Raw genomic sequence first — 21859 nt, forward strand, 5'->3', positions numbered from 1 at the left:
GGATGATGGTTCCGCTCTCGTGGTACATTATACTCGGAGTGGTCCTGTTCGTGATCGGAGCAGCGGGCGTGCTGGTCAGGCGCAACATCCTGGTCGTGCTGATGTCGCTGGAGCTGCTGCTCAACTCGGTCAACATCAATTTCATCGCTTTCGGGCGTTACTATGGCGATTTCCGCGGGCAGATCTTCGCGATCTTCGTCATCGCAATCACCGCGGCGGAAGTTGCCGTCGCCCTCGGTATCCTGGTCGCCCTCGTGAGGAACAAATCCACCCTCAAGGTCGACGAAGTGACCATGATGAAAGGATAGCGGCTTTGGACCCGGTGATATCGATCCGGCCGCTGCTTGCCGTCGCCATAGCAGGCCTGGCGGCCCTTGCCGTTCTCCTTCTGCACAACCGCGAGAAGCTCCGCGATATCGTCTCGCCGCTCGCTGCAATCGCCATGTTCGCGATTGTCGCCTCGATGGCGCCCACGGTGCTGGCGGGCGGGACGGTCGATTTGCGCCTGTTCGAGATTTTGCCGGGGATAGACTTCGCTTTCCGGGTGGATGCGCTCGGCATGGTATTCGCCACCGTCTCGTCGCTCCTGTGGATCGTGGCGGCGATCTATTCCATTGGCTACATGCGCCACTTGAACGAGCATGCGCAGACTAGGTTCTTCGCCTGCTTCGCCACCAGCCTCGCGGCGGCCGTCGGGGGCGCCTTTTCCGCCAATCTGTTCACGCTGGTGATCTTCTACGAGATGCTTAGCCTCGTGACCTATCCGCTTGTTTACCACCACGAGGATGAACAGGGATGGGCGGGCAGCCGCAAGTACCTCGTCTATTTGATGGGCGCGTCGAAAAGCCTTCTTCTCGCCGCGCTGGCGCTGACCTACCACGTTGCGGGGTCGTTCGATTTTGTGTCGGGGGGCTGCTGGCAGGGAGCGATGCTTCTGCCCCGATACTGACGGTCGTCTATTTCTGCTACCTCTTCGGTTTCGCCAAGGCTGCGGTAATGCCGATGCACGCCTGGCTGCCTGCCGCGATGGTGGCGCCGACACCGGTCAGCGCGCTCCTGCATGCGGTGGCCGTGGTCAAGATGGGCGTGTTCTGCGTACTGCGGGTGGTATTCCACGTTTTTGGCACGGGGCTGGTGGGCGCGCTGGGGCTGGGCATCGCCACGGCCTATCTAGTCTCCTTCACGATCCTGATGGCGTCCGTCTATGCCCTGACGCGGGACGACCTGAAGGCGAGGCTCGCCTATTCGACGGTCAGCCAGCTCTCCTACATCGTTCTGGGCGCGGTTCTGTTGTCGCCGGTCGCGATGGTCGGCGGCATCATCCACATTGCGGCTCATGCGTTCTCCAAGATCACCCTCTTCTTCTGCGCCGGCTCAATCTTTTGCGCGTCGGGAAAGCGGAATATCAGCGACATGGCCGGCATCGGCCGCAGGCTGCCTTGGACGATGGGTGCTTTTTTCGTCGCTTCGCTGAGCATGATCGGGGTGCCGCCGACCGCGGGCTTCGTCAGCAAGTGGTATCTGGCGCGGGGCTCGGTGGAGGCGGGCGAAATTGCGTTTCTGGTCGTGCTCCTTGCGAGCTCAGTCCTGAACGCAGCTTATTTCCTGCCTGTCAGCTATGTCGCCTTTTTCGGGACGGAAGCGCAGGAGAGCCCGGCGACGGTCCGTGAAATTCCGATGATGACGATCCCGCTGGTTGCGACTGCCATCTTGTCGGTGTCGATGGGCATCTTTCCCGGCTATTTCCTCGCCCTGGCGGAAGGAGTTGTCAGATGATCAAGCGTGTCGTCGACTTCTTTGGTGACGAGGAACATGCGAACCAGCGCCGCCGGCTGTTCTATCTGGTGCTCGTTCTGATCGTCATCGCCGACTTTCTGGTCCACCGCGAACACGCCGAATACCTCTGGGACCGCCTGCCGGGCTGGTCGGCCGTCTACGGTTTCTTATCCTGCGTGCTGCTGATTTTCGTTTCCAAGTTCCTCGGCCATCGGGCTGGGCTCATGCGGCGCGAGGACTATTATGACTGACTTCGTCCATCCCGCCCTGCTGTTCATTCTCGGCGCCCTGCCGATCCCTTTCCTGAACGGATCGATCCGCAAAGCCTATCTGCTGCTGATCCCGGCGCTGGCGATCCTCGCCGTGCTGACGATACAACCGGGAAGCTACGGCGCGACGCAGTTCATCGGGCAGGAAATCCTCATCGCCAAGGTCGACAAGCTGAGCATCGTCTTCGCCACCGTTTTCACCATCATGGCGCTGATCGGAACGGTCTATGCGCTGCACCTGCCTCGCCCCGGCCAGCATGTCGCTGCATTTGTCTACGTCGGCAGCGCCCTCGGCGTCGTGTTCGCCGGCGACTACCTGACGCTCTACCTGTTCTGGGAAGGCATGGCGTTTGCCTCTGCCTACCTGGTCTTCGCCCAAGGCGGCCGACAGGCGATCGCCGCCGGGTTCCGGTATCTCATGGTCCATATCACTGGCGGCGTCGTCCTACTTGGCGGCGTCATTCTCCACGGGCTCTCGACTGACTCGCTGCTCTTCGGCCCGATCGCAGGCGAGATGGGCGTCGGCGCTTACCTGATCCTTGCCGGGTTCATGCTCAACGCCGCTGTGCCGCCGCTCAACGCCTGGCTGACCGACGCTTACCCGGAGGCGACTGTCACCGGCGCGGTGTTCATGAGCGCCTTCACCACCAAGACCGCCGTCTATGTGCTGGCGCGGGCGTTTCCGGGAACTGAACTTCTCGTTTGGCTCGGCACCGCGATGGCGCTCTACGGCGTCGTCTACGCGGTGCTGGAGAACGACTGCCGGCGGCTACTGGCCTATCACATCGTTAGCCAGGTGGGCTACATGGTGGCGGGCGTCGGCATCGGCACCGAGATGGCGGTGAACGGGGCCACCAGTCATGCCTTCGCACATATCCTCTACAAGGCGCTCTTGTTCATGGGTGCTGGGGCGGTGATTTACGTCACCGGCCGGCGCAAGCTCACCGAGCTTGGTGGGCTCTACAAGACCATGCCGGTGACCGTGGCGCTCTACATGGTTGGCGCCTTCGCGATTTCGGCATTTCCATTCTTCTCGGGCTTCGTCACCAAGTCGATGGTGGTGGCCGCCGCCGGACAGGATCACCGCGCGCTGGTGGTGTTGGCACTGACGATGGCGTCGGCGGGGACATTCCTCCACACCGGTCTCAAGCTCCCCTATTACATGTTCTTCGGCACGGACCGGAAGCTGGAGGCGCGGGAGCCGCCCCGCAACATGCTGGTTGCGATGGGCATGGCGGCGGTGCTCTGCATCGCGATCGGCGTCGTCCCGCAGCCGCTTTACGCACTTCTACCCTATCCGGTCGACTTCGAGCCCTACACCGGCGTCCATGTCACCGAGAGCCTTGGCGTGCTGATGTTCACCGCCTTGGGTTTTGTCATATTCCTCAGGGCGCTCGACCCCGAGAACACGATCAGCATCGACACCGACTGGTTCTACCGCAAGGGCGCGCGGGTCTTCATGTGGATCGCCGGAAAACCGCTGACGCGCTACGAGAAGACGGTGAGTGACGTGTCCGAGACTGCGGCTCTGCCTTTCCTGCATGGCGCGGCGCGGGCGGGACTGTGGATTGATCTCGCCGGTGTGGATGCCATCGTGAATGGCGTCGCCCGGGCGATCCTGAATGGTGGCGGGACGCTGCGGCGCCTCCAGACCGGCGTCGTGACCCATTACGCGCTGGCGATGATCGCCGGCGTGATCGCAGCCACCGTCGTCTTCGCCGTGGTGTGGCGGTAGGGGGCGTGATGGGATTGCCGCTACTCAGTCTCATCGTATTCACGCCCGTCGCCGGGGCAGCGGTTCTGATGTTTCTGCGCAGCGACGATGCGGTGCGGTGGACCGCGCTGGCCGTCAGCATCCTCGATCTCGCTCTCTGCATCGCCATGCTGGCGAGCTTTGACACCACGACCCACGAGATGCAGTTCACCGAGAGGCGCCTATGGGTGCCCGCGCTCGGGATCACTTATGCGCTTGGCATCGACGGGATAAGCGCGCTCTTCGTTTTCCTGACCGCTCTGCTGGGCTCGATATGCGTGCTCGCCTCGTGGGTCGCGATCGACCTCAAGGTGAAGGCGTTCATGGTCAGTCTGCTCTCCATGCAGGCGCTGATGCTGGGGGTGTTCTGCGCGCTCGACCTGTTCCTGTTCTACGTCTTCTGGGAGGCGATGCTGATCCCGATGTACCTGATCATCGGCGTCTGGGGCGGCGAAGGCCGGGTCTATGCGGCGTTCAAGTTCTTCCTCTACACACTGGCGGGCAGCCTCCTGTTCCTCATCGGTGTCATCGTGCTCTATTTCAACGGCGGCGAGACCTTCGACATCCTCGCGCTGACAGCGCAGGATTTGCCGTTCCCGGTCCAGTCCTGGCTGTTCTTCGCCTTCCTGATCGCCTTCGCCGTCAAAGTGCCGATGGTGCCGGTCCATACCTGGCTGCCGGACGCCCATGTGCAGGCGCCGACGGCAGGCAGCATCATCCTTGCAGGGGTGCTCCTGAAGATGGGCGCCTACGGGTTCCTGCGGTTCTCGCTGCCGATGCTGCCGGAGGCGTCGGTGTATTATTCGACGCTGATGCTTTCGCTTTCGGCGCTTGCGATCGTCTATGGCGGGTTGCTTGCGCTGGCGCAGGACGACCTGAAGAAGCTGGTGGCCTATTCCAGCATCAGCCACATGGGCTTCGTGACGCTGGGGATTTTTGCATTGAACCTGCGCGGGCTCGAGGGCGGCATCCTGCAAATGTTCAATCATGGCGTAACGACCGGCGCCCTGTTCCTGTTCGTCGGCCTGATTTACGAGCGGACACATACGCGCAGCATCGCCGAATATGGCGGGTTGATGAAGGCGGCGCCGGTCTACACAGCGTTTCTCGCGCTGTTCACGCTATCGTCGATGGCGCTGCCGGGAACGAATTCGTTCATAGGCGAATTGCTGGTGTTGTCCGGCGGGTTTGCAGCCAACCTGGCCGTCGGCGCGGCAGCCGTTTTGGGCGCGTTGCTGGGCGCGGCCTATCTGCTTGGCATGTACAGGAAAGTCGCGCTTGGTCCCGCCAGCGTCGGCGCCCGGTTCAAGATATGCGACGTGAACGCCCGCGAGATGGCAGCGATCCTGCCGCTGGCCGTGTTAGTGCTGTGGCTCGGGCTCTATCCGAAACCCTTTCTCGGCATCATCGACGTCTCGGTGAAGCATCTGCTGGCTCAGGTGCACGATAAGGGGAGCGGCCCATGACCGCCGCAGCACTTTTCCAGTCAGCTCTCGCAAGCCTGCCCGAGATCGTGGTGATCACTGGAGCCTGCATCCTGCTGATCCTGGGACAGCTTGTGCGCAGGGGGCAGGAACATTTCCTGGTCTGGGCTTCCGTCGCGATCGTGCTGATTGCCGCCTTGGCGACACTCATTCTTTCGGGCGAGGTGCGGCCGGCCTATACGGGCATGTTCGTCGCCGACCGCTTCGCGGTCTTCTTCAAGTTCGTGTTCTACCTGGCCACCATCCTGACATTCCTCCTTTCGCGAAAATATGCGGATATCGAGGGGATCGGGAGCAGCGAATACTATGTCCTGCTGCTCTTTGCGCTTTCGGGAATGATGATCATGGCCTCGGCGACCGATCTCCTCTCGATCTATGTGGGCCTCGAACTGATGGTGCTCTGCACCTATGTGCTGACCGGATTCCTGCGGCGAGAGCGGCGGTCAAACGAAGCGGCGCTGAAATACGTGATCCTTGGCGCGGTCTCGACCGGGATTTTCCTTTACGGCGTTTCGCTGGTCTACGGGCTCACCGGTACGACGCAACTGGACGGGATGGCTGCGGCGGTGACCGGCGACCCGCTCGATCCGGGATTGCTGCTGGCAGAGGTCTTCATCGTCGCGGGGCTGGTCTTCAAGGTCGGCGCGGTGCCGTTTCATATGTGGGTGCCGGACGTCTACGAAGGCGCGCCGACGACGATCACCGCCTTCATGTCGGTAGGCCCTAAGGCGGCAGGGTTTGCGGTGATCCTGCGGGTGTTCCTCAACCCGCTGGTCGCGGCCTCGGACGTCTGGATCATCGTCGCGGTCATTGCGGTGGTGACGATGGCGCTCGGCAGTTTCGTGGCGCTGGTGCAGGATAATTTCAAGCGGCTCCTCGCTTATTCCAGCATCGTCCATGCCGGGTTCGCCCTTTTCGGCGTGGTGGCCGGCGGTGCCGACGGGATCGCCAGCGTGATGCTCTATCTGCTGATCTACTCGCTCATGAATCTCGGCATTTTCGGCATCGTCATCCTGATGCGGAACGGCGATTTTTCCGGCGAGGTTATCGAAGACTATGCGGGTCTCGCCAAGTCGCATCCGGGGCTGGCACTTCTGATGCTGCTCTATCTGTTCTCGCTGGCCGGCATTCCGCCAACGGCCGGGTTCTTCGCCAAGTTTTACGTGCTGGTCGCGCTGGTCGAGCGAGGGTTCGTCATGCTGGCGGTGATCGCAGTGCTGCTGAGTGCTGTTGCCGCCTACTTTTACATCCGCATCGTCATGGTGATCTACATGCGCGAGCCGGAAAGGACGTTCGACCCGGCGCTGCCGCCCTTGGTGCGCGCGACGCTCGCCTTCACTGCTGCCGGCACCATCGGCATCGGCCTGTTTCCCGCATGGTTTTTAAGACTTGCCCAGCATTCCGTGTTGACGGCTGACCGATTGAATTTGCAATGATCTGTCCGACGGAATAAACTCAAAGCTCAAGAAAGGATTGCCCAAGTTGCTTCCCGGGGCGACCGCATTACGGTCCTGAACAGGACGGTCGCGGCCTGAGGAAAGCTCTCAGTGGGTAACCGGTGCAGTGCGATATGGCTGCGATGGAATTCTTGCCGGTTCTTTTTATGATCGTCGGAGTCGTTCTGGTGACGGGGGCGACGCTTTTTGTCTCCTCGCTGCTGCGTCCGTCCAATCCCTATCCCGAAAAGAACATGCCCTATGAGTGCGGCATGGACGCCGCGGGTGAGGCCGCCGCGGGGCGCTTCAGAGTGCCGTTCTTTATCCTTGCGATCCTGCTGGTCGTCTTCGATGTCGAGACGATGTTCCTCTTTCCCTGGGCCGTCGTCCTGAAAGACATCGGGCTGGTCGGCTTTGTCGAGATGTTCGTCTTCATATTGCTGCTTCTTGTGGGCTTCGCCTACGCCTGGCTGAAGGGAGCACTCGAATGGGAGGCGTAAACAACGCGATCCGCGACAGCGTGCTGTTCACCACGGCCGAGAGCGTTATCAACTGGAGCCGAAGCTCGGCGCTGTGGCCCGAAACTTTCGGAATTGCCTGCTGCGCCATCGAGATGATCTCGGCGGGGTGCGCCCGCTATGATCTCGACCGGTTCGGCGTGGTGTTCCGGCCATCGCCCCGCCAGTCCGATGTGATGATCATCGCCGGCACAGTAACGCGGAAGTTCGCGCCGGTGGTGCGCAGGCTCTATGACCAGATGCCGGAGCCGCGCTGGGTTATCGCCATGGGCACCTGCGCTATCTCGGGCGGGGTCTACAATACCTATGCCGTGGTGCAGGGAGCGGAGACCTTCGTGCCGGTGGACGTGCATGTGCCCGGCTGCCCGCCGCGGCCCGAGGCGCTGATGCATGGATTCCTGCTACTTCAGGAGAAGATCAAAAAATCCCGAGCACTGGCCGGGACTCCTCTGGGTCGGGTTGCAGCGTCATGAATGTGGAGACGCCCCTCATCCGCACTACGATCACGGAGCGTTTCGGCGAGGCAATCGACGATCTTGGCTTCGCGCATGGTGTACATGCCTTCGCCGCTCCGCCTGACATGATCGTCGAGCTTTGCCGGTTTCTGAAGGAACACCCGGCGTTGCGGTTCAACTTCCTGTCGGACATCTGCGGGGTCGATCATTATCCTGAGATGCCACGCTACGAGACGGTGTACCACCTCTATTCGCTACCGAACAAATTGCGCGTTCGCATCAAATGCCGCCTCGCCGATCCGCCGCGGGTCCCGTCGGTGACGGGGATCTGGCGAACCGCCAATTGGCATGAGCGCGAAGCCTGGGACATGTACGGGATCAGGTTCGAGGGCCACCCCGATTTGCGCCGGATCTACATGTGGGAAGGGTTCGAGGGCTTCCCGCAGCGCAAGGATTTTCCGCTCCGTGGCTACAAGGACAAGCTGAACCCGTTTGGCGCCGATGGCACGCCGCCGACGCAGCCCGACCTCGCCACCGAGAACATTCCATAAGGGAGGCCGCTCCACGCCGGGAACTTAAAATGACCGAAGTCACCGAACTGATCAGCCCGCAAGGCGAAGCGTTCGACACCAAGGAGGTGCTTCTCAATCTCGGCCCCCAGCACCCCAGCACGCATGGGGTTCTTCGGCTCGTCCTGGAATTGGACGGCGAGTACGTCAAGCGCGTGGATCCACACATCGGCTACCTCCATCGCGGCACCGAAAAACTGGCGGAGAGCTTCACCTACACCCAGATTTTTCCGCTCACCGACCGGCTCGACTACCTCTGTCCACCGTCGAACAACCTCGCCTTCGCGCTGGCGGTGGAGAAACTCCTCGGCATAGAAGCACCGATTCGCGCACAATATATTCGCGTGCTGATGGCCGAGCTGGCGCGGATCTCCGGCCATGTCTTGATCACCGGCGCGCTGCCGATGGACCTCGGCGCCATGACCGCCTTGCTTTACGCCATGCGGGAGCGTGAAATGATCATGGATCTCCTGGAAATGATCAGCGGTGCGCGCATGCACACGTCCTTCTGCCGGGTCGGCGGAGTGCGCGAGGACCTGCCTGACGGTTTCCTTCCCAAGATCAGGGAGTTCTGCGACATCTTCCCGAACCGGATCCGCGACTATGAGCGGTTGCTCGAAAACAACCGGGTGTTCCTGAAGCGCACGCAGGGGATCGGCGTGATCTCCGCCGAGGACGCCATCGATCTTGGCCTGAGCGGTCCGAACCTGCGCGCTTCGGGCGTCGACTGGGACATCCGTCGCGACGAGCCCTATGAGATCTATGACCGGCTCGACTTCAACGTCATCACGCGCGACGAGGGTGACTGCTATGCGCGCTGGCAATGTCGGGTCGAGGAAATGCGCGAGAGCGTCCGGATCATCGAGCAATGCCTCGACCAGATGCCCGAGGGGCCGTTCCAGATCGACATGCCAACAATCGCCTTCCCGGTGGACAAGGACAAGGTGCATTGCTCGATGGAAGCACTGATCCAGCATTTCGACCTGTCGGCCTATGGCTTCAAGGTGCCGAAGGGCGAGGTCTATTCGGCGATCGAGGCGCCAAAGGGCGAGCTTGGCTTCTATATCATCAGCGACGGGTCGCCAAAACCATTCCGTATGAAGGTGCGGGCACCCTCGTTCGTCAACCTTCAGGGACTGTTCGGGGTGACCAACGCCCGCTATCTGGCGGACATGATCGCCGTGCTCGGCAGTCTCGACCCAGTGATGGCGGAGGTGGACAAGTAGCAGGGATTTGAATGCAATGACCATGCGCGAAAAGATAAAAGAGGCAGCGGCGCGGTATCCCGACCAGCGCTCTGCGATCATGCCCGCGCTTCTGATCGCGCAGAGGGAGCATGGCCATCTGCCTGGTCAGGTGCTGGAAGAAGTCGCCGACATTCTCGGAGTCGAACGGATCTGGGTCTACGAGCTGGCGACCTTTTATACGCTCTTCCATACCGAGCCGGTGGGCATGTTCCACCTGCAGCTCTGTGACAATGTTTCCTGCATGCTGTGCGGAGCCGAGGACCTGCTGAAGCATCTGGAAACGGCGCTGGCGATCAGGAAGGGCGACACCACGCCGGACGGGCTGTTCACGCTTTCCTCCGTCGAGTGCCTCGGTGCCTGCGAGATGGCTCCGGTGATGCAGGTCGGCGACGATTACCATGGTGCCCTTGATGTCGCGCGGATAGATGCACTTTTGGACAACCTGCGGGCTACGACGGAACGGGTCGCGAGCATCGAGCCCTCTGCGCGACCGCAGGGAGAGTAGCGCCATGTTCGAGCCGGTTCTCCTCAAGAATGTCGCCGTGCCGGACAGTCACCTGCTGTCGACCTACGAGGCTGGCGGCGGCTACCAGGCACTGGCGAAGGCGCTGCGCGAATACACGCCTGACGAGGTCGTTAACCTCGTCAAACAGTCCAACCTGCGCGGTCGCGGCGGTGCCGGATTCCCGACGGGCATGAAATGGAGTTTCGTGCCGAAGCAGGTCGACAAGCCGAAATATCTTTGCTGCAACGCCGATGAGGGCGAGCCAGGCACCTTCAAGGACCGGATCATCATGGAGCGCGATCCGCATCAACTCATCGAGGGGCTGGCGGTAAGCGCCTATGCGATTGGAGCCAAAACCGCCTATGTCTACATCCGCGGAGAATATGTGACGGCGATCCGTCGCCTGGAGCAGGCGATCGCCGAGGCACACGAAAAGGGTCATCTGGGAACGGGCATTCTGGGCTCGAATTTCGATTTCGCCGTCCACATCCACTGCGGCGCAGGCGCCTATATCTGCGGCGAGGAGACTGCGATGCTCGAGTCGCTCGAGGGCAAGCGGGCGCAGCCGCGATTGAAGCCGCCGTTTCCGGCCGTGGCCGGGCTCTACGCCAGCCCGACTGTGATCAACAATGTCGAGACGCTGGCCTGCGTGCCGCATATCTTGGCGCGGGGCGCGGACTGGTTCCGCGGCATCGGCCCGGACAAGAGCCCCGGCCCGAAGCTCTACTGCCTCAGTGGGCAGGTGCGCAAACCCGGGCTCTACGAGTTGCCGATGGGCATACCACTGCGCGAGCTGGTCGAGGAACATGCCGGCGGGGCGTTGCCGGGACGCAAAATCAAGGCGGTGATCCCGGGCGGGGTCTCAGCGCCGGTCATCCCTGAGCACGGGCTGGACGTGAGGATGGATTTTGACTCGCTGGCTGCCGCCGGCTCGATGCTCGGTTCGGCTGGCGTTATCGTGATCGACGATAGCACCTGCATGGTCAAGGTCGCCACCAGGATCATCGAGTTCTTCCACCATGAGTCCTGCGGCAAGTGCACGCCCTGCCGGGAAGGATTGAACTGGGTCTTGAAGGTCCTGCGCCGGGTTGAAGGCGGGGATGGCGCGCCCGGCGATCTGGAGCAGCTGGAGATGCTCTGCAAGGGCATTTTCGGCAATACGTTTTGTGCCTTGGGTGACGGTGCAGCGATGGGGTTGCGTGCAGCACTCGCGCATTTCCGAGATGAATTCGTCGCCCATGTCGAGGAGCGGAGGTGCCCGTTTCACTGAAGGAGTGTGCTGGATCAGGGTTGTGAGGAAACCATGCTTAAAGTCACGATCGACGAACAAACGCTGGAAGTTGAGGCTGGCTCGACAGTGCTGCAGGCCGCCCAGCGTTTGGGCATCGACGTCCCGACCTTCTGCTATCTGAAGCGGCTGCCGCCGCTGGCTTCGTGCCGCATGTGCCTGGTGGAGATCGAGGGCGTGCGGCGGTTGCAGCCGTCCTGCGCCACTGCGGCCACCGATGGCATGGTCGTGCGGACGAACACGCCTCTGATCGAGGAAACGCGCTCTACCATGCTCGACATGCTGCTCGCCAACCACCCCCTCGACTGCCCGATCTGCGACAAGGGCGGCGAATGCGAGCTTCAGGACATGGTAATGGCCTACGGGCCCCGCGAAAGCCAATTCCGCGATGACAAACGTGTGTTCCACTCCGAGGACATTCGTCTGAGCCCGGTCATCATCATGAACGTCAACCGCTGCATCCAGTGCCAGCGCTGCGTCCGGATGTGTGAGGAGGTCGTCGGTGCGGTGGCGCTGGGCACCGTCGAAAAAGGCATGGATACCGCCGTCACCGGCTTCGAGGGCAGTCTGGCAAGTTGCGACCAGTGCGGCAATTGCGTCGAGGTCTGCCCGGTCGGCGCGCTGATGAGCTTCCCCTACCGCTACAAGGCGCGCCCCTGGGATCTCGTAGAGACCGACACGGTCTGCCCGCATTGTGGCACCGGTTGCCAGCTGACGGTGGGCACGCGCAAGGGCGAGTTCATGCGGGTGCGCTCGAAGTGGGACGAAGGTGTCAACCACGAAACTCTCTGCGTGCGAGGACGCTTCGGCCTCGATTTCGTTGCAAGCCGGGACCGGATCAAGCAGCCAATGATCCGTCAGGATGGCGCCCTGGTTCCGGTTTCCTGGGAGGAAGCGGGGGACTATCTGCGTCGGCGACTGTTGGCCGTCGAGAGCAAGGATGCCGGCGGGCTGGCCTCGCCTCGCCTGCCCAACGAGGTGCTTTATCAGTTCCAGAAGCTGATGCGAACAGTATTCCGGACCAACAACATTGATTGTTCGTCACGCTGGGCCGCGCCCTTCGATACGCTCGGCCCGCTATTGGGAACTTTCTACAGCCGCACGCCGCTGGACGACGTAATCGGCAACGACTGCGTGCTCGTCGTCGGAGGCAATATAACCGAGGAGAACCCGGTCACCGAATACCTGCTGCGGGACGGCGCGCGGCGGCGGCAGACCGGATTGCTCATGCTATCGGCGCGGCCATCGCGTCTGGACGCCGATGCCAGGGTGGTGGTTCGTGTGCCTCCGGGCGGAGAAGCGGCAAGCCTTGCGGCGGTGGTGGCCGGTCTCGTGGCGGCAGCTGGTCAGGCCTTGCCGGGCGGTGCTTTTGCGGACATCGACGCGGCAATCGGCAGGCCGGCGGCGGGCGCCGGCAGTGACGGGCCGGTTCGCCTGGCCGCCGCGCTCAAGGAAGGCCGCAGCGTCACCGTGCTTGTCAGCGTCGACCTCCTGAGATCACCCGAAGCGCGTGCGACGCTGCGGCAGCTCAACAACCTGCTGCACGTTCTCCGCCTGCTAGGCAAGGGCCCGGCGATGCAGTTTCTCTTCGACCGTGCCAACCAGATGGGCGCCTGGGACATGGGGGTCCTGCCGGCGGCTCTGCCGGGACTGCGGGCGGTCGCTGATGACGCGGCGCGCGCAACTCTTGCGCGAAACTGGGGCGCCGAAATCCTGTCTGAACCCGGCGCGGATCTAGACTCCATGCTGGAGCTCTGCGTCGGTGGGCGGATGGGCGCGCTCTACATCATCGGAACCGACCCCCTGGTTGCCTATCCCGACCGGGACTTTGTGACGCGGGCGCTTGGCGCCGCCGATCTCCTGATCGTGCAGGACGCGTTCCTCACGGATACGGCGGGCATGGCCGAGGTCGTCTTACCCGCGGCGGGCTACGGCGAGGAATCCGGAACGTTCACCAACAACGAGGGCCGGATCCAGAATGTTCGCAAATTCCGTGAGCCCGTTTTCGAGGCGCGAGGCAATCTGGCGATTGTCGACTTCGTCGCGGCGCTACGCAACCAGGCGCTGCGGCCATCGACGCAAGCCGAAATTTTCGACGAGATTGCCCGGCTGGTTCCGGCCTATCAGGGGTTGACGCAGGACGGGCTTGGCGCCGACGGCGCATTCACCAAGGCGGTGCCAACATTGTCGGCTGGCGTGTTCCTTGCGCCACCGCCCGTTCCAACAGCAGCCGACCGGCTCATGCTGATCACCGGCGACTGCCTGTTCCACAACGGATATCTTTCCGAACGGTCGGACATCCTGAACACGGTCGCCAACGATCCCTATGTCGCGATGAGCGCGCAGGATACCACGGAGCTTGGCCTTTCGGATGGCGATCAGGTAATCGTGCGTTCCGGCCAGGGCGAACTGACGGCGCAGCTCAAGGTCGACAGGCGGTTTCCCAAGGGCCTCGTCTTCGTTCCGGAAAACTATAGAGCCTTGCGTCTCAACAGCCTGCTGCGGCGGGGCGAATATCCATGCGCGGTGGAAGTCCAGAAGGCGCATGCCACTCTTGAGGTCGACCGCCCAGGCCGGATCTGGCGTGGGGTCTGAAGATTTGGGGTCGGGGCACCGCAAGGCTCCGCGGCAAGCTGCCCGCCCCGGCGTCTTCACATCGAGTTGGCGACATCAGTGATACCTGGTCCCGCATATGTAATCCTGCAGATCCTGCTCTGTGCGCTGCGCTTCGTCGAGCCTGTGTTTAACCACGTCGCCGATGCTGACCACGCCGACAACGTCGCCTCCATCCGTGACCAGCACATGGCGCGTACGCCGCTGGGTCATGATCCCCATCGCGACGGGCAGCAAATCCTGTGTCGAACACGTCGCCACATTGCGGTTCATGATGTCCGCGACCCGCTTTGCCGCCGCCTCGGCCCCGTATTCCGCCACCGCATTGCAGCAGTCCCGCTCCGACAGCGTACCGAGGTATTTGCCGTTCGATCGCCTGACGACGACGAAGCCGATATTGTTGTCTCGAAACAGCCGCAGTACCTCCACCATCGTCTGATCGGGAGCAACTGCGATGACACCGACACCCTTGTTTTTCATGATTTCACCGACAAACATCTGAGCCTCCTTTCCGAGCGCTTCGGTTTGACAGCTGGCGCGCGTTCATGTTCGCCGGATATTCCGCCACCAGTTGTAGCCTAGCGTCTCTTTCGTCTCGACAAGTACGTCCTTCTTCGTATTCAGGCGCGCGGCAACCACGCCGCCGCCGGTTGCCGCCTTACCCGGCTTGGCGAGCAGATCATCGCGCCCGATCACCAGGTCAGCTGAGGAAAAACTCGAGAATTCGTATTGTTGGCCAAGCGCGATCGCGTCCGCCGGGCAGGCGTCCTCGCACAGCCCGCAGAACAGACAGCGGGCCGTGTCGATCTCGAATTTGGCCGGGTGCCGCTTGCCCTTCTCGTCCTCGTAGGGGACGACTTCGATACAGTCGCAGGGACAGATCCGCGCGCAGAGTTCGCAGGCCACGCACTTGATCTCGCCCTCTTCATCACGCGTCAGGAAGTGATGCCCGCGATAGCGGGAGTAGGGCAGCCACTTTTCCTTGTCTGGATACTGCATGGTCACGGATCTGGAGAACATGTAGCCGAAGGTCAGAGCCAAGGCGCTCGCCAGATCGGCAAAGAACGCCCAACCAATCCATGTTCCAACTCTGTCCTGCGCGCGCGACATCGCCGCCTCGCTACGGAGCCGCTACGACCCCTAAAAGTACACCGGTTATAATTATGTTCGCCATTGAAAGAGGAAGCAAGACTTTCCATCCGATCGCCATCAGTTGGTCGTAGCGGTAGCGGGGGAAAGTGAAGCGGAACCAGATAAACACATAGACGAAGAACGCGATCTTGAGCACAAACCACAGAAGCGGTGGCAAGGGAATCAGAACTCCGTTCCAACCGCCGAAGAACAGGATCACCACCAGGACCGACACAAGTAATACGATGGCATATTCGCTGACCATGAAGAAGGCAAAGCGGATACCGCTGTATTCGGTATGGAACCCGGCCCCCAGATCACCCTCCGCCTCCGCCAGGTCGAAGGGAATGCGCTGCGCTTCGGCGAGCCCGGCGACGAAGAACACGAAGAATCCGACCGGTTGATAGACGATGTTCCAGACATCGGCCTGCGCCCGCACGATCTCGAGCAGGCTCATGGATTGCGCCAGCATGACCACGCCGATGACCGCGAACCCCATCGGGATCTCGTAGCTGATCATCTGCGCGCAGGTCCTGACGCTGCCCAGAACAGCGTATTTGCTGTTGGAGGCCCAGCCGCCGAAGATGACGCCATAAACCTCGATCCCGATCACCGAGAAAACGAAAAGGAGCGCCACATTCATGTTGGAGACGTAGAGCGTGATCTCGTGGCCGAGGACCGAGACAGTTTCGCCGAAGGGGATCGCGACGAACACCACAAAGGGCGGGGCGAGCGCCAGGATTGGCGCTAGTTTGAACAGGAACCGGTCGGCCTCGGCCGGGATGTGATCCTCTTTGGTCAGGAGCTTGATTCCGTCCGCGACCGGCTGCAACAGCCCGTGCCATCCCACGCGCATCGGCCCCATCCGCTGCTGCATGTGCCCGGCGATCTTGCGTTCCAGCCAGGTTAGCGGCAAGGGTAGCAACAGCAGGATCGCAATCAGCAACGCGACCTTCAAGACGATCAGGCCAAGGGCGACGATAAGTTCCATGATCCCGGCTACTTATTCATCGGGTTGAAGCGCACGACCGGACTTTGGCTCCGGCTATACAATGAGCACTGCGTACACTTGTCAGACTACATGGTACAACGGCGATGCACCTCATACAATGCCGTCGCAGTTATGTCGTCGCTGGCTATGATGTGTCCGGGCTCAGGACGTTTTGAGACGAGTGGTGTTCAAGATGAAAGCTTCGCGTTTCCGCCGGTTGCACCGTGCCATCTTGCGTATCAAAAACCGCCGAGGCTCTCATCGCTGCCAGATGTGAAAAGTTCCGTGGCAGGCTAGCTGGCGTCCGGGGGCTGGACACCCAGCAGAAACGCAAAAAGCTCCTCAAGGGTTATGTCGAGGAGCTTTCTGTCATCAGGTTATGGTGAGCTTCGCGAAGGAGGAGCTACCATCGCCAGGGAAAGCGAAGCTTTTCCGCCAGCTATAAGAAGGCAGATGCTGATCTTTAAGAGGGATTTGGTTTCGGGGGCAGGATTTGTCCCGTTCGGGTCTTAAAACAGTCCACTGGACTGTTTTATCGGGCGAGCCCGATCGACCGCTCACCCTTCAGGTTATGGTCCGCAGGACGAGGAGCTATCGTCGCCAGCGAAGATGAAGTCTTCGCGCCAGCGATATTGCTCTTTTCTGGAACGCAAAAAGCCCGCACGAGGCGGGCTTTTTGCGTATTGTTTTTATGGTATAGCGCGACGATCAGGATGAGACGCGCATTGCCTCGCCTGAACTGCTCCCTGAGAATGGGTTATTGCCTCATCTAAATTGCTCCCGACGAATCAACCTCGGGAGCTTTGATGAGGAAGGTAAGCATGGCGACACGTGTGGAATTGGTGGCGGCGATCAGTTGTCGCTATGTGTTAGGCGGGCGGGCCGAGAAGGCGAGGATGTTGGACGAGTTCGTGGCGCTCACGGGCTTTCATCGCAAGCATGCGATGCGACTGCTGCGAGGAGAACGCGAACCGGCGAAGGGTGGTCCTCGGCCAGGGCGCCGGGTTTACGGCGATGACGTGCGGGCGGCGCTCGTCGTTGTTTGGGAGGCGTCGGATCGAATTTGCGGCAAGCGACTACACCCCCTGTTGCCAACACTGATCGAAGCGATGGAACGTCATGGACATGGCGATATGAATAGCGAGACGCGCCGGCAACTCTTGACGATGAGCCCAGCGACGATTGATCGAGTCCTCAAGGAGATTAAAGCGAGCGCCACGGGTCCGCGGCGCCGGAAAGGATCAACGGCGATTCGGCGTAGTGTTCCCGTTCGAACGTTCTCGGATTGGGATGACCCCGCACCCGGCTTTGTCGAGGCTGATCTCGTTTCTCATTCCGGCCCGTACGCGAGAGGTGCCTTCTCGCAAACGCTGGTGTTGACCGATATAGCCACGGGCTGGACGGAATGCGCGCCGCTGCTGGTTCGCGAGCAAACGGTACTGATCACTGCGTTGACCGAACTGCGCAAGTTGCTGCCGTTCCCGCTGCTGGGCTTCGACACCGACAACGACAGTGTGTTCATGAACGAGAGCGTTCATGAGTATTGCTTGCGAGATAATATCGAACTCACCCGTTGCCGCCCCTACCGAAAGAACGACCAGGCATTTGTCGAGCAGAAGAATGGCGCGATCGTGCGCAAGATCGTTGGATACCGACGCTTCGAGGGGCTGCGAGCCACCCGGGAGCTGGCCAAGCTTTATTCCTCAATGCGGTTGTTCGTGAATTTCTTTCAGCCATCATTCAAGCTGAAAGAAAAGCACCGTGACGGAGCCAAGGTGATCAAGCGCTATCATCGTCCCGCCACGCCTTATCAGCGGCTGCTTGACGACGCACGCACGCCGGAGGATACATGCCTTCGGCTCAAGGCGATGTACCTGACGCTCGATCCGGTTCGGCTGCTCCGCGACATACGGCTGGCACAAGAGAGATTGGTCGAAATTGCTGACAAGCCTGATGGTCCGCCTGCCACCGACGGCGAGGCATTACCGCTCGAAGACTTTCTGTCTGGCTTACGGATTGCTTGGCGTGGTGGTGAAGTGAAACCGACTGCCCGCTCCAAGCCAGCGGCCAAGCGAGAGCGGCGGAGGCCCGATCCTCTACTCGCCGTCACTGCCGAACTCGAGGATTGGTTCGAGGCGGAGCCTTGGCGAACTTCGCGAGAGTTGCTTGAACGCTTGCAGGTCAAATACCCCGGCGTGTATCCCGACGGCCTCATTCGGACCGTGCAGCGTCGAATGAAGATCTGGCGCAGTACACAGGCCAATGCGCTGGTGTTCGGGCCATTCGCCGATGCCGCGCGGCAGACGCAAAACGTAGAGGTCGTGCAGTGAGGCTCTTACCGCCAGGTTGGCCTTCGACAACCCGCGGAAAACATGATGAACGCCCGCGAAGCCGCCCGCTCGCTACAGCGCTATTGAGGGCGCGCTCGCGAGCGGCTTCGCTACCTCCGTCACCTTGCACCAGGTGCGGGGACAAGATCGTAACAACCCGTGAGGCATTCGAGAACATCCGAGTGAGGCAACGGCATTATTCTCCGGGAACACTCTTGGGTGAGGCAATACGAGTCTCACCTTGTTTGTCGCCGCGCATTATGGGAAGATTTGGTTGCGGGGGCAGGATTTGTAGTTTTCTGTCCCGCTGCGTCGGCTACGCCTTCTTGCGGGCCCCTGAAGAGGCGTTAACTCCTCGATCCGTTACCAGATACGACAAAGCCCGCACGGGGCGGACTTTGTCGTATTTGGTTGCGGGGGCAGGATTTGAACCTGCGGCCTTCAGGTTATGAGCCTGACGAGCTACCGGGCTGCTCCACCCCGCGCCAGCGCAAATCCGTGGGATTTGCTTATGTATTCTAACACAAAAGGCCGCTTGTGAGCGGCCCTTTTGTCTCGGCTTTGGGCCGTTTTTGTGATGAGAAGATTGTTTTACATAGTTGCGTTTTGCAGACCTGGCAGCGACCTACTCTCCCGCGTCTTAAGACGAAGTACCATGGGCGCAGGGGCGTTTCACGGCCGTGTTCGGAAAGGGAACGGGTGCAGCCACCCCGCCATAACCACCAGGTCGGCAAAGCGCAACTATATGTTTTGAGAAGCTGGGTTTGTTTTGAGCGAATAGGGAGTAGCGAATAGCGAATAGCGCTATTTGGTTCTCTTTCGCTGGTTTTGAACACGTCTTTGGATCTTTTCCGGCTGCGGGTGCTTGTGGCACCCATACAGGCCAGCGGCCGTCGCCAATCGTTTGGCGGGCCGTCCGCAGCGCCATTGGCGCGTCAGGACAAAAGGTCTGGCACATCGAACTTTGTTCGATGAGCATAGTCAATGAGAACGATCAAGCCGATCGAGCTATTAGTACCGGTAAGCTTCATGCGTTGCCGCACTTCCACACCCGGCCTATCAACGTGGTCGTCTTCCACGGCTCTGATAGGGAATACTCGTTTTCAGGTGGGTTTCCCGCTTAGATGCCTTCAGCGGTTATCCCGTCCATATGTAGCTACCCTGCTATGCCCTTGGCAGGACAACAGGTCCACCAGAGATATGTCCATCCCGGTCCTCTCGTACTAGGGACAGATCCTGTCAATATTCCTACACCCACGGCAGATAGGGACCGAACTGTCTCACGACGTTCTGAACCCAGCTCACGTACCGCTTTAATTGGCGAACAGCCAAACCCTTGGGACCTGCTCCAGCCCCAGGATGCGATGAGCCGACATCGAGGTGCCAAACAACCCCGTCGATATGGACTCTTGGGGGTCATCAGCCTGTTATCCCCGGCGTACCTTTTATCCGTTGAGCGATGGCCCTTCCACGCGGGACCACCGGATCACTATGACCGACTTTCGTCTCTGCTCGACTTGTCAGTCTCGCAGTCAGGCGGGCTTATGCCATTGCACTCGACGACCGATTTCCGACCGGTCTGAGCCCACCATCGCGCGCCTCCGTTACTCTTTCGGAGGCGACCGCCCCAGTCAAACTACCCACCATACACTGTCCCGGACCCGGATGACGGGCCGCGGTTAGACATCCATGACGATAAGGGTGGTATTTCAAGGATGGCTCCACGGAAACTGGCGTCCCCGCTTCAAAGCCTACCACCTATCCTACACATGCCGACACGAATGCCAGTGTAAAGCTATAGTAAAGGTGCACGGGGTCTTTCCGTCTGACCGCAGGAACCCCGCATCTTCACGGGGAATTCAATTTCACTGAGTCTATGTTGGAGACAGCGGGGAAGTCGTTACGCCATTCGTGCAGGTCGGAACTTACCCGACAAGGAATTTCGCTACCTTAGGACCGTTATAGTTACGGCCGCCGTTTACTGGGGCTTCGATTCAAAGCTTGCACCTCTCCTCTTAACCTTCCAGCACCGGGCAGGCGTCAGACCCTATACGTCGTCTTGCGACTTCGCAGAGCCCTGTGTTTTTGATAAACAGTCGCTACCCCCTGGTCTGTGCCACCCCATCATACTTGCGTAAAATGGGGTCACGCTTCTTCCGAAGTTACGCGTGCAATTTGCCGAGTTCCTTCAACATAGTTCTCTCAAGCGCCTTGGTATACTCTACCTGACCACCTGTGTCGGTTTCGGGTACGGTCTATACGGTGGAGCTATTTCCTGGAACCGCTCCGCTGCCCATCCAATCCAATTAGAATGAACAACTTGTGCAATCCGTCACTACCACCAGGCCCACGAATATTAACGTGGTTCCCATCGACTACGCATTTCTGCCTCGCCTTAGGGGCCGGCTAACCCTGCTCAGATTAACTTTAAGCAGGAACCCTTGGTCTTTCGGCGAGAGGGTCTCTCACCCTCTTTATCGTTACTCATGTCAACATTCGCACTTCCGATACCTCCAGGAGCCCTCACAGGTCTCCCTTCATCAGCTTACGGAACGCTCCGCTACCACGTGTATTGCTACACATCCTCAGCTTCGGTGCATGGCTTCAGCCCCGTTACATTTTCGGCGCAAAGACCCTTATTTAGACCAGTGAGCTGTTACGCTTTCTTTAAATGATGGCTGCTTCTAAGCCAACATCCTGGTTGTTTTGGGATCCTCACATCCTTTCCCACTTAGCCATGACTTGGGGACCTTAGCTGGAGGTTAGGGTTGTTGCCCTTTTCACGACGGACGTTAGCACCCGCCGTGTGTCTGCCGAGTAGTACTCCCCGGTATTCGGAGTTTGGTTAGGATCAGTAAGACGGTGAGTCCCCATAGCCCATCCAGTGCTCTACCCCCGGGGGTATTCGCTCGACGCTCTACCTAAATAGATTTCGCGGAGAACCAGCTATTTCCGAGTTTGATTGGCCTTTCACCCCTAGCCACAAGTCATCCCAATCTATTGCAACAGATGCGGGTTCGGTCCTCCAGTTGGTGTTACCCAACCTTCAACCTGCTCATGGCTAGATCACTCGGTTTCGGGTCTAATGCAACAAACTATATCGCCCTATTCAGACTCGCTTTCGCTGCGCCTACACCTACCGGCTTAAGCTTGCTTGTTACACTAAGTCGTTGACCCATTATACAAAAGGTACGCCGTCACCCTTTCAGGCTCCGACTGTTTGTAGGCATCCGGTTTCAGGTTCTATTTCACTCCCCTTGTCGGGGTGCTTTTCACCTTTCCCTCACGGTACTTGTTCGCTATCGGTCATGCACGAGTACTTAGGCTTGGAGAGTGGTCTCCCCATGTTCAGACAGGATTTCTCGTGTCCCGCCCTACTCTAGGACAATCATGATATCTACGCGTACGGGGCTGTCACCCACTACGGCCGCACTTTCCAGAGCGTTCCACTTTAATCACAATTGCCACTGGCCTGGTCCGCGTTCGCTCGCCAC

16 protein-coding genes, 1 tRNA gene, 2 rRNA genes and 1 pseudogene (1 of these 20 running past the window's edge) are annotated in these 21859 nt (G+C 60.3%); 14 read left to right on the forward strand and 6 right to left on the reverse strand.

Annotated elements, in window-relative coordinates; all coding sequences use genetic code 11:
- Nucleotides 1-5: 5 nt before the first annotated feature.
- From nuoK to nuoG, 13 genes and pseudogenes are all read left to right on the forward strand, one after another.
- The gene (nuoK, locus tag BA011_RS17470; RefSeq protein ID WP_062945052.1) at nucleotides 6-308 is read left to right on the forward strand and encodes an NADH-quinone oxidoreductase subunit NuoK; all 303 of its coding nucleotides are present in this window, start codon (nucleotides 6-8) and stop codon (nucleotides 306-308) included.
- A gap of 5 nt (nucleotides 309-313) precedes the next feature.
- Nucleotides 314-1776: pseudogene (locus BA011_RS17475) on the forward strand (monovalent cation/H+ antiporter subunit D family protein).
- Entirely contained in the window at nucleotides 1773-2027 is a 255-nt protein-coding gene (locus BA011_RS17480; RefSeq protein ID WP_020052273.1) for a hypothetical protein, read from the forward strand. Before BA011_RS17475 ends, BA011_RS17480 begins: the two are co-directional and overlap by 4 nt.
- On the forward strand, nucleotides 2020-3780 hold the full coding sequence (locus BA011_RS17485) for a Na(+)/H(+) antiporter subunit D (RefSeq protein ID WP_065281390.1): 1761 nt from the start codon (nucleotides 2020-2022) through the stop codon (nucleotides 3778-3780). Before BA011_RS17480 ends, BA011_RS17485 begins: the two co-directional genes overlap by 8 nt.
- An 8-nt stretch (nucleotides 3781-3788) precedes the next feature.
- The gene (locus tag BA011_RS17490; RefSeq protein WP_065281391.1) at nucleotides 3789-5264 is read left to right on the forward strand and encodes an NADH-quinone oxidoreductase subunit M; all 1476 of its coding nucleotides are present in this window, start codon (nucleotides 3789-3791) and stop codon (nucleotides 5262-5264) included.
- A complete protein-coding gene (locus tag BA011_RS17495; protein WP_065281392.1) occupies nucleotides 5261-6718 on the forward strand; it encodes an NADH-quinone oxidoreductase subunit N in 1458 nt (485 codons plus the stop codon). The genes BA011_RS17490 and BA011_RS17495 overlap by 4 nt, the downstream gene beginning before the upstream one ends.
- 134 nt (nucleotides 6719-6852) lie before the next feature.
- A complete protein-coding gene (locus BA011_RS17500; RefSeq protein ID WP_017961916.1) occupies nucleotides 6853-7218 on the forward strand; it encodes an NADH-quinone oxidoreductase subunit A in 366 nt (121 codons plus the stop codon).
- On the forward strand, nucleotides 7206-7709 hold the full coding sequence (locus BA011_RS17505) for a NuoB/complex I 20 kDa subunit family protein (RefSeq protein ID WP_018446419.1): 504 nt from the start codon (nucleotides 7206-7208) through the stop codon (nucleotides 7707-7709). Before BA011_RS17500 ends, BA011_RS17505 begins: the two co-directional genes overlap by 13 nt.
- Complete coding sequence (locus tag BA011_RS17510) at nucleotides 7706-8242, forward strand: NADH-quinone oxidoreductase subunit C (RefSeq protein WP_065281393.1); 537 nt, start codon at nucleotides 7706-7708, stop codon at nucleotides 8240-8242. The genes BA011_RS17505 and BA011_RS17510 overlap by 4 nt, the downstream gene beginning before the upstream one ends.
- Before the next feature lie 29 nt (nucleotides 8243-8271).
- A complete protein-coding gene (nuoD, locus tag BA011_RS17515; RefSeq protein WP_065281394.1) occupies nucleotides 8272-9486 on the forward strand; it encodes an NADH dehydrogenase (quinone) subunit D in 1215 nt (404 codons plus the stop codon).
- A 16-nt stretch (nucleotides 9487-9502) separates the two neighbouring features.
- A complete protein-coding gene (gene nuoE / locus BA011_RS17520) occupies nucleotides 9503-10012 on the forward strand; it encodes an NADH-quinone oxidoreductase subunit NuoE (RefSeq protein WP_063474341.1) in 510 nt (169 codons plus the stop codon).
- A 4-nt stretch (nucleotides 10013-10016) separates the two neighbouring features.
- Nucleotides 10017-11282 (forward strand): NADH-quinone oxidoreductase subunit NuoF, encoded by a 1266-nt coding sequence (nuoF, locus tag BA011_RS17525; protein WP_065281395.1) that lies wholly within the window; start codon nucleotides 10017-10019, stop codon nucleotides 11280-11282.
- Between the two features lie 33 nt (nucleotides 11283-11315).
- A complete protein-coding gene (gene nuoG / locus BA011_RS17530; protein WP_065281396.1) occupies nucleotides 11316-13895 on the forward strand; it encodes an NADH-quinone oxidoreductase subunit NuoG in 2580 nt (859 codons plus the stop codon).
- A 75-nt stretch (nucleotides 13896-13970) separates the two neighbouring features.
- Here the strand turns inward: nuoG and BA011_RS17535 are convergent, their stop codons facing one another.
- Genes BA011_RS17535 through nuoH form a run of 3 tightly spaced genes read right to left on the reverse strand, consistent with a single transcriptional unit; the run spans nucleotide 13971 to nucleotide 16035 of the window.
- Nucleotides 13971-14411: a CBS domain-containing protein gene (locus BA011_RS17535; protein WP_018243737.1), complete on the reverse strand. Its 441-nt coding sequence runs from the start codon at nucleotides 14409-14411 to the stop codon at nucleotides 13971-13973.
- A 45-nt stretch (nucleotides 14412-14456) separates the two neighbouring features.
- The gene (locus BA011_RS17540; RefSeq protein ID WP_065281397.1) at nucleotides 14457-15023 is read right to left on the reverse strand and encodes an NADH-quinone oxidoreductase subunit I; all 567 of its coding nucleotides are present in this window, start codon (nucleotides 15021-15023) and stop codon (nucleotides 14457-14459) included.
- Between the two features lie 10 nt (nucleotides 15024-15033).
- The gene (gene nuoH, locus BA011_RS17545) at nucleotides 15034-16035 is read right to left on the reverse strand and encodes an NADH-quinone oxidoreductase subunit NuoH (protein WP_065281398.1); all 1002 of its coding nucleotides are present in this window, start codon (nucleotides 16033-16035) and stop codon (nucleotides 15034-15036) included.
- 806 nt (nucleotides 16036-16841) lie between these two features.
- Between nuoH and BA011_RS17550 the strand changes: the two genes are divergently transcribed.
- Entirely contained in the window at nucleotides 16842-18365 is a 1524-nt protein-coding gene (locus BA011_RS17550; protein ID WP_065279116.1) for an ISNCY family transposase, read from the forward strand.
- 408 nt (nucleotides 18366-18773) lie between these two features.
- On the opposite strand, the gene BA011_RS17555 is transcribed toward BA011_RS17550, so the two are convergent.
- The 3 genes from BA011_RS17555 to BA011_RS17565 form a co-directional block, all read right to left on the reverse strand.
- Nucleotides 18774-18850: transfer RNA gene (locus BA011_RS17555), tRNA-Met, on the reverse strand.
- Nucleotides 18851-18977: 127 nt separating this feature from the next.
- Nucleotides 18978-19092 (reverse strand): 5S ribosomal RNA (gene rrf, locus BA011_RS17560).
- Nucleotides 19093-19355: 263 nt separating this feature from the next.
- Nucleotides 19356-21859 (reverse strand): 23S ribosomal RNA (locus BA011_RS17565); it runs 437 nt beyond the window's last position.

The organism is Rhizobium leguminosarum, assembly GCF_001679785.1.
Classification (GTDB): Bacteria; Pseudomonadota; Alphaproteobacteria; order Rhizobiales; family Rhizobiaceae; genus Rhizobium; species Rhizobium leguminosarum_R.

Excerpts from the sequence above, each read along its gene's own strand:
- nuoG (WP_065281396.1), top strand. The coding sequence starts at position 11,316 with ATGCTTAAAGTCACGATCGACGAACAAACGCTGGAAGTTGAGGCTGGC.
- BA011_RS17505 (WP_018446419.1), top strand. The coding sequence starts at position 7,206 with ATGGGAGGCGTAAACAACGCGATCCGCGACAGCGTGCTGTTCACCACG.
- BA011_RS17540 (WP_065281397.1), bottom strand. The coding sequence starts at position 15,023 with ATGTCGCGCGCGCAGGACAGAGTTGGAACATGGATTGGTTGGGCGTTC.
- nuoD (WP_065281394.1), top strand. The coding sequence starts at position 8,272 with ATGACCGAAGTCACCGAACTGATCAGCCCGCAAGGCGAAGCGTTCGAC.
- BA011_RS17550 (WP_065279116.1), top strand. The coding sequence starts at position 16,842 with ATGAGGAAGGTAAGCATGGCGACACGTGTGGAATTGGTGGCGGCGATC.
- nuoF (WP_065281395.1), top strand. The coding sequence starts at position 10,017 with ATGTTCGAGCCGGTTCTCCTCAAGAATGTCGCCGTGCCGGACAGTCAC.
- BA011_RS17480 (WP_020052273.1), top strand. The coding sequence starts at position 1,773 with ATGATCAAGCGTGTCGTCGACTTCTTTGGTGACGAGGAACATGCGAAC.
- nuoH (WP_065281398.1), bottom strand. The coding sequence starts at position 16,035 with ATGGAACTTATCGTCGCCCTTGGCCTGATCGTCTTGAAGGTCGCGTTG.
- nuoK (WP_062945052.1), top strand. The coding sequence starts at position 6 with ATGGTTCCGCTCTCGTGGTACATTATACTCGGAGTGGTCCTGTTCGTG.
- BA011_RS17490 (WP_065281391.1), top strand. The coding sequence starts at position 3,789 with ATGGGATTGCCGCTACTCAGTCTCATCGTATTCACGCCCGTCGCCGGG.
- BA011_RS17485 (WP_065281390.1), top strand. The coding sequence starts at position 2,020 with ATGACTGACTTCGTCCATCCCGCCCTGCTGTTCATTCTCGGCGCCCTG.
- BA011_RS17510 (WP_065281393.1), top strand. The coding sequence starts at position 7,706 with ATGAATGTGGAGACGCCCCTCATCCGCACTACGATCACGGAGCGTTTC.
- BA011_RS17535 (WP_018243737.1), bottom strand. The coding sequence starts at position 14,411 with ATGTTTGTCGGTGAAATCATGAAAAACAAGGGTGTCGGTGTCATCGCA.
- BA011_RS17500 (WP_017961916.1), top strand. The coding sequence starts at position 6,853 with ATGGCTGCGATGGAATTCTTGCCGGTTCTTTTTATGATCGTCGGAGTC.
- nuoE (WP_063474341.1), top strand. The coding sequence starts at position 9,503 with ATGACCATGCGCGAAAAGATAAAAGAGGCAGCGGCGCGGTATCCCGAC.
- BA011_RS17495 (WP_065281392.1), top strand. The coding sequence starts at position 5,261 with ATGACCGCCGCAGCACTTTTCCAGTCAGCTCTCGCAAGCCTGCCCGAG.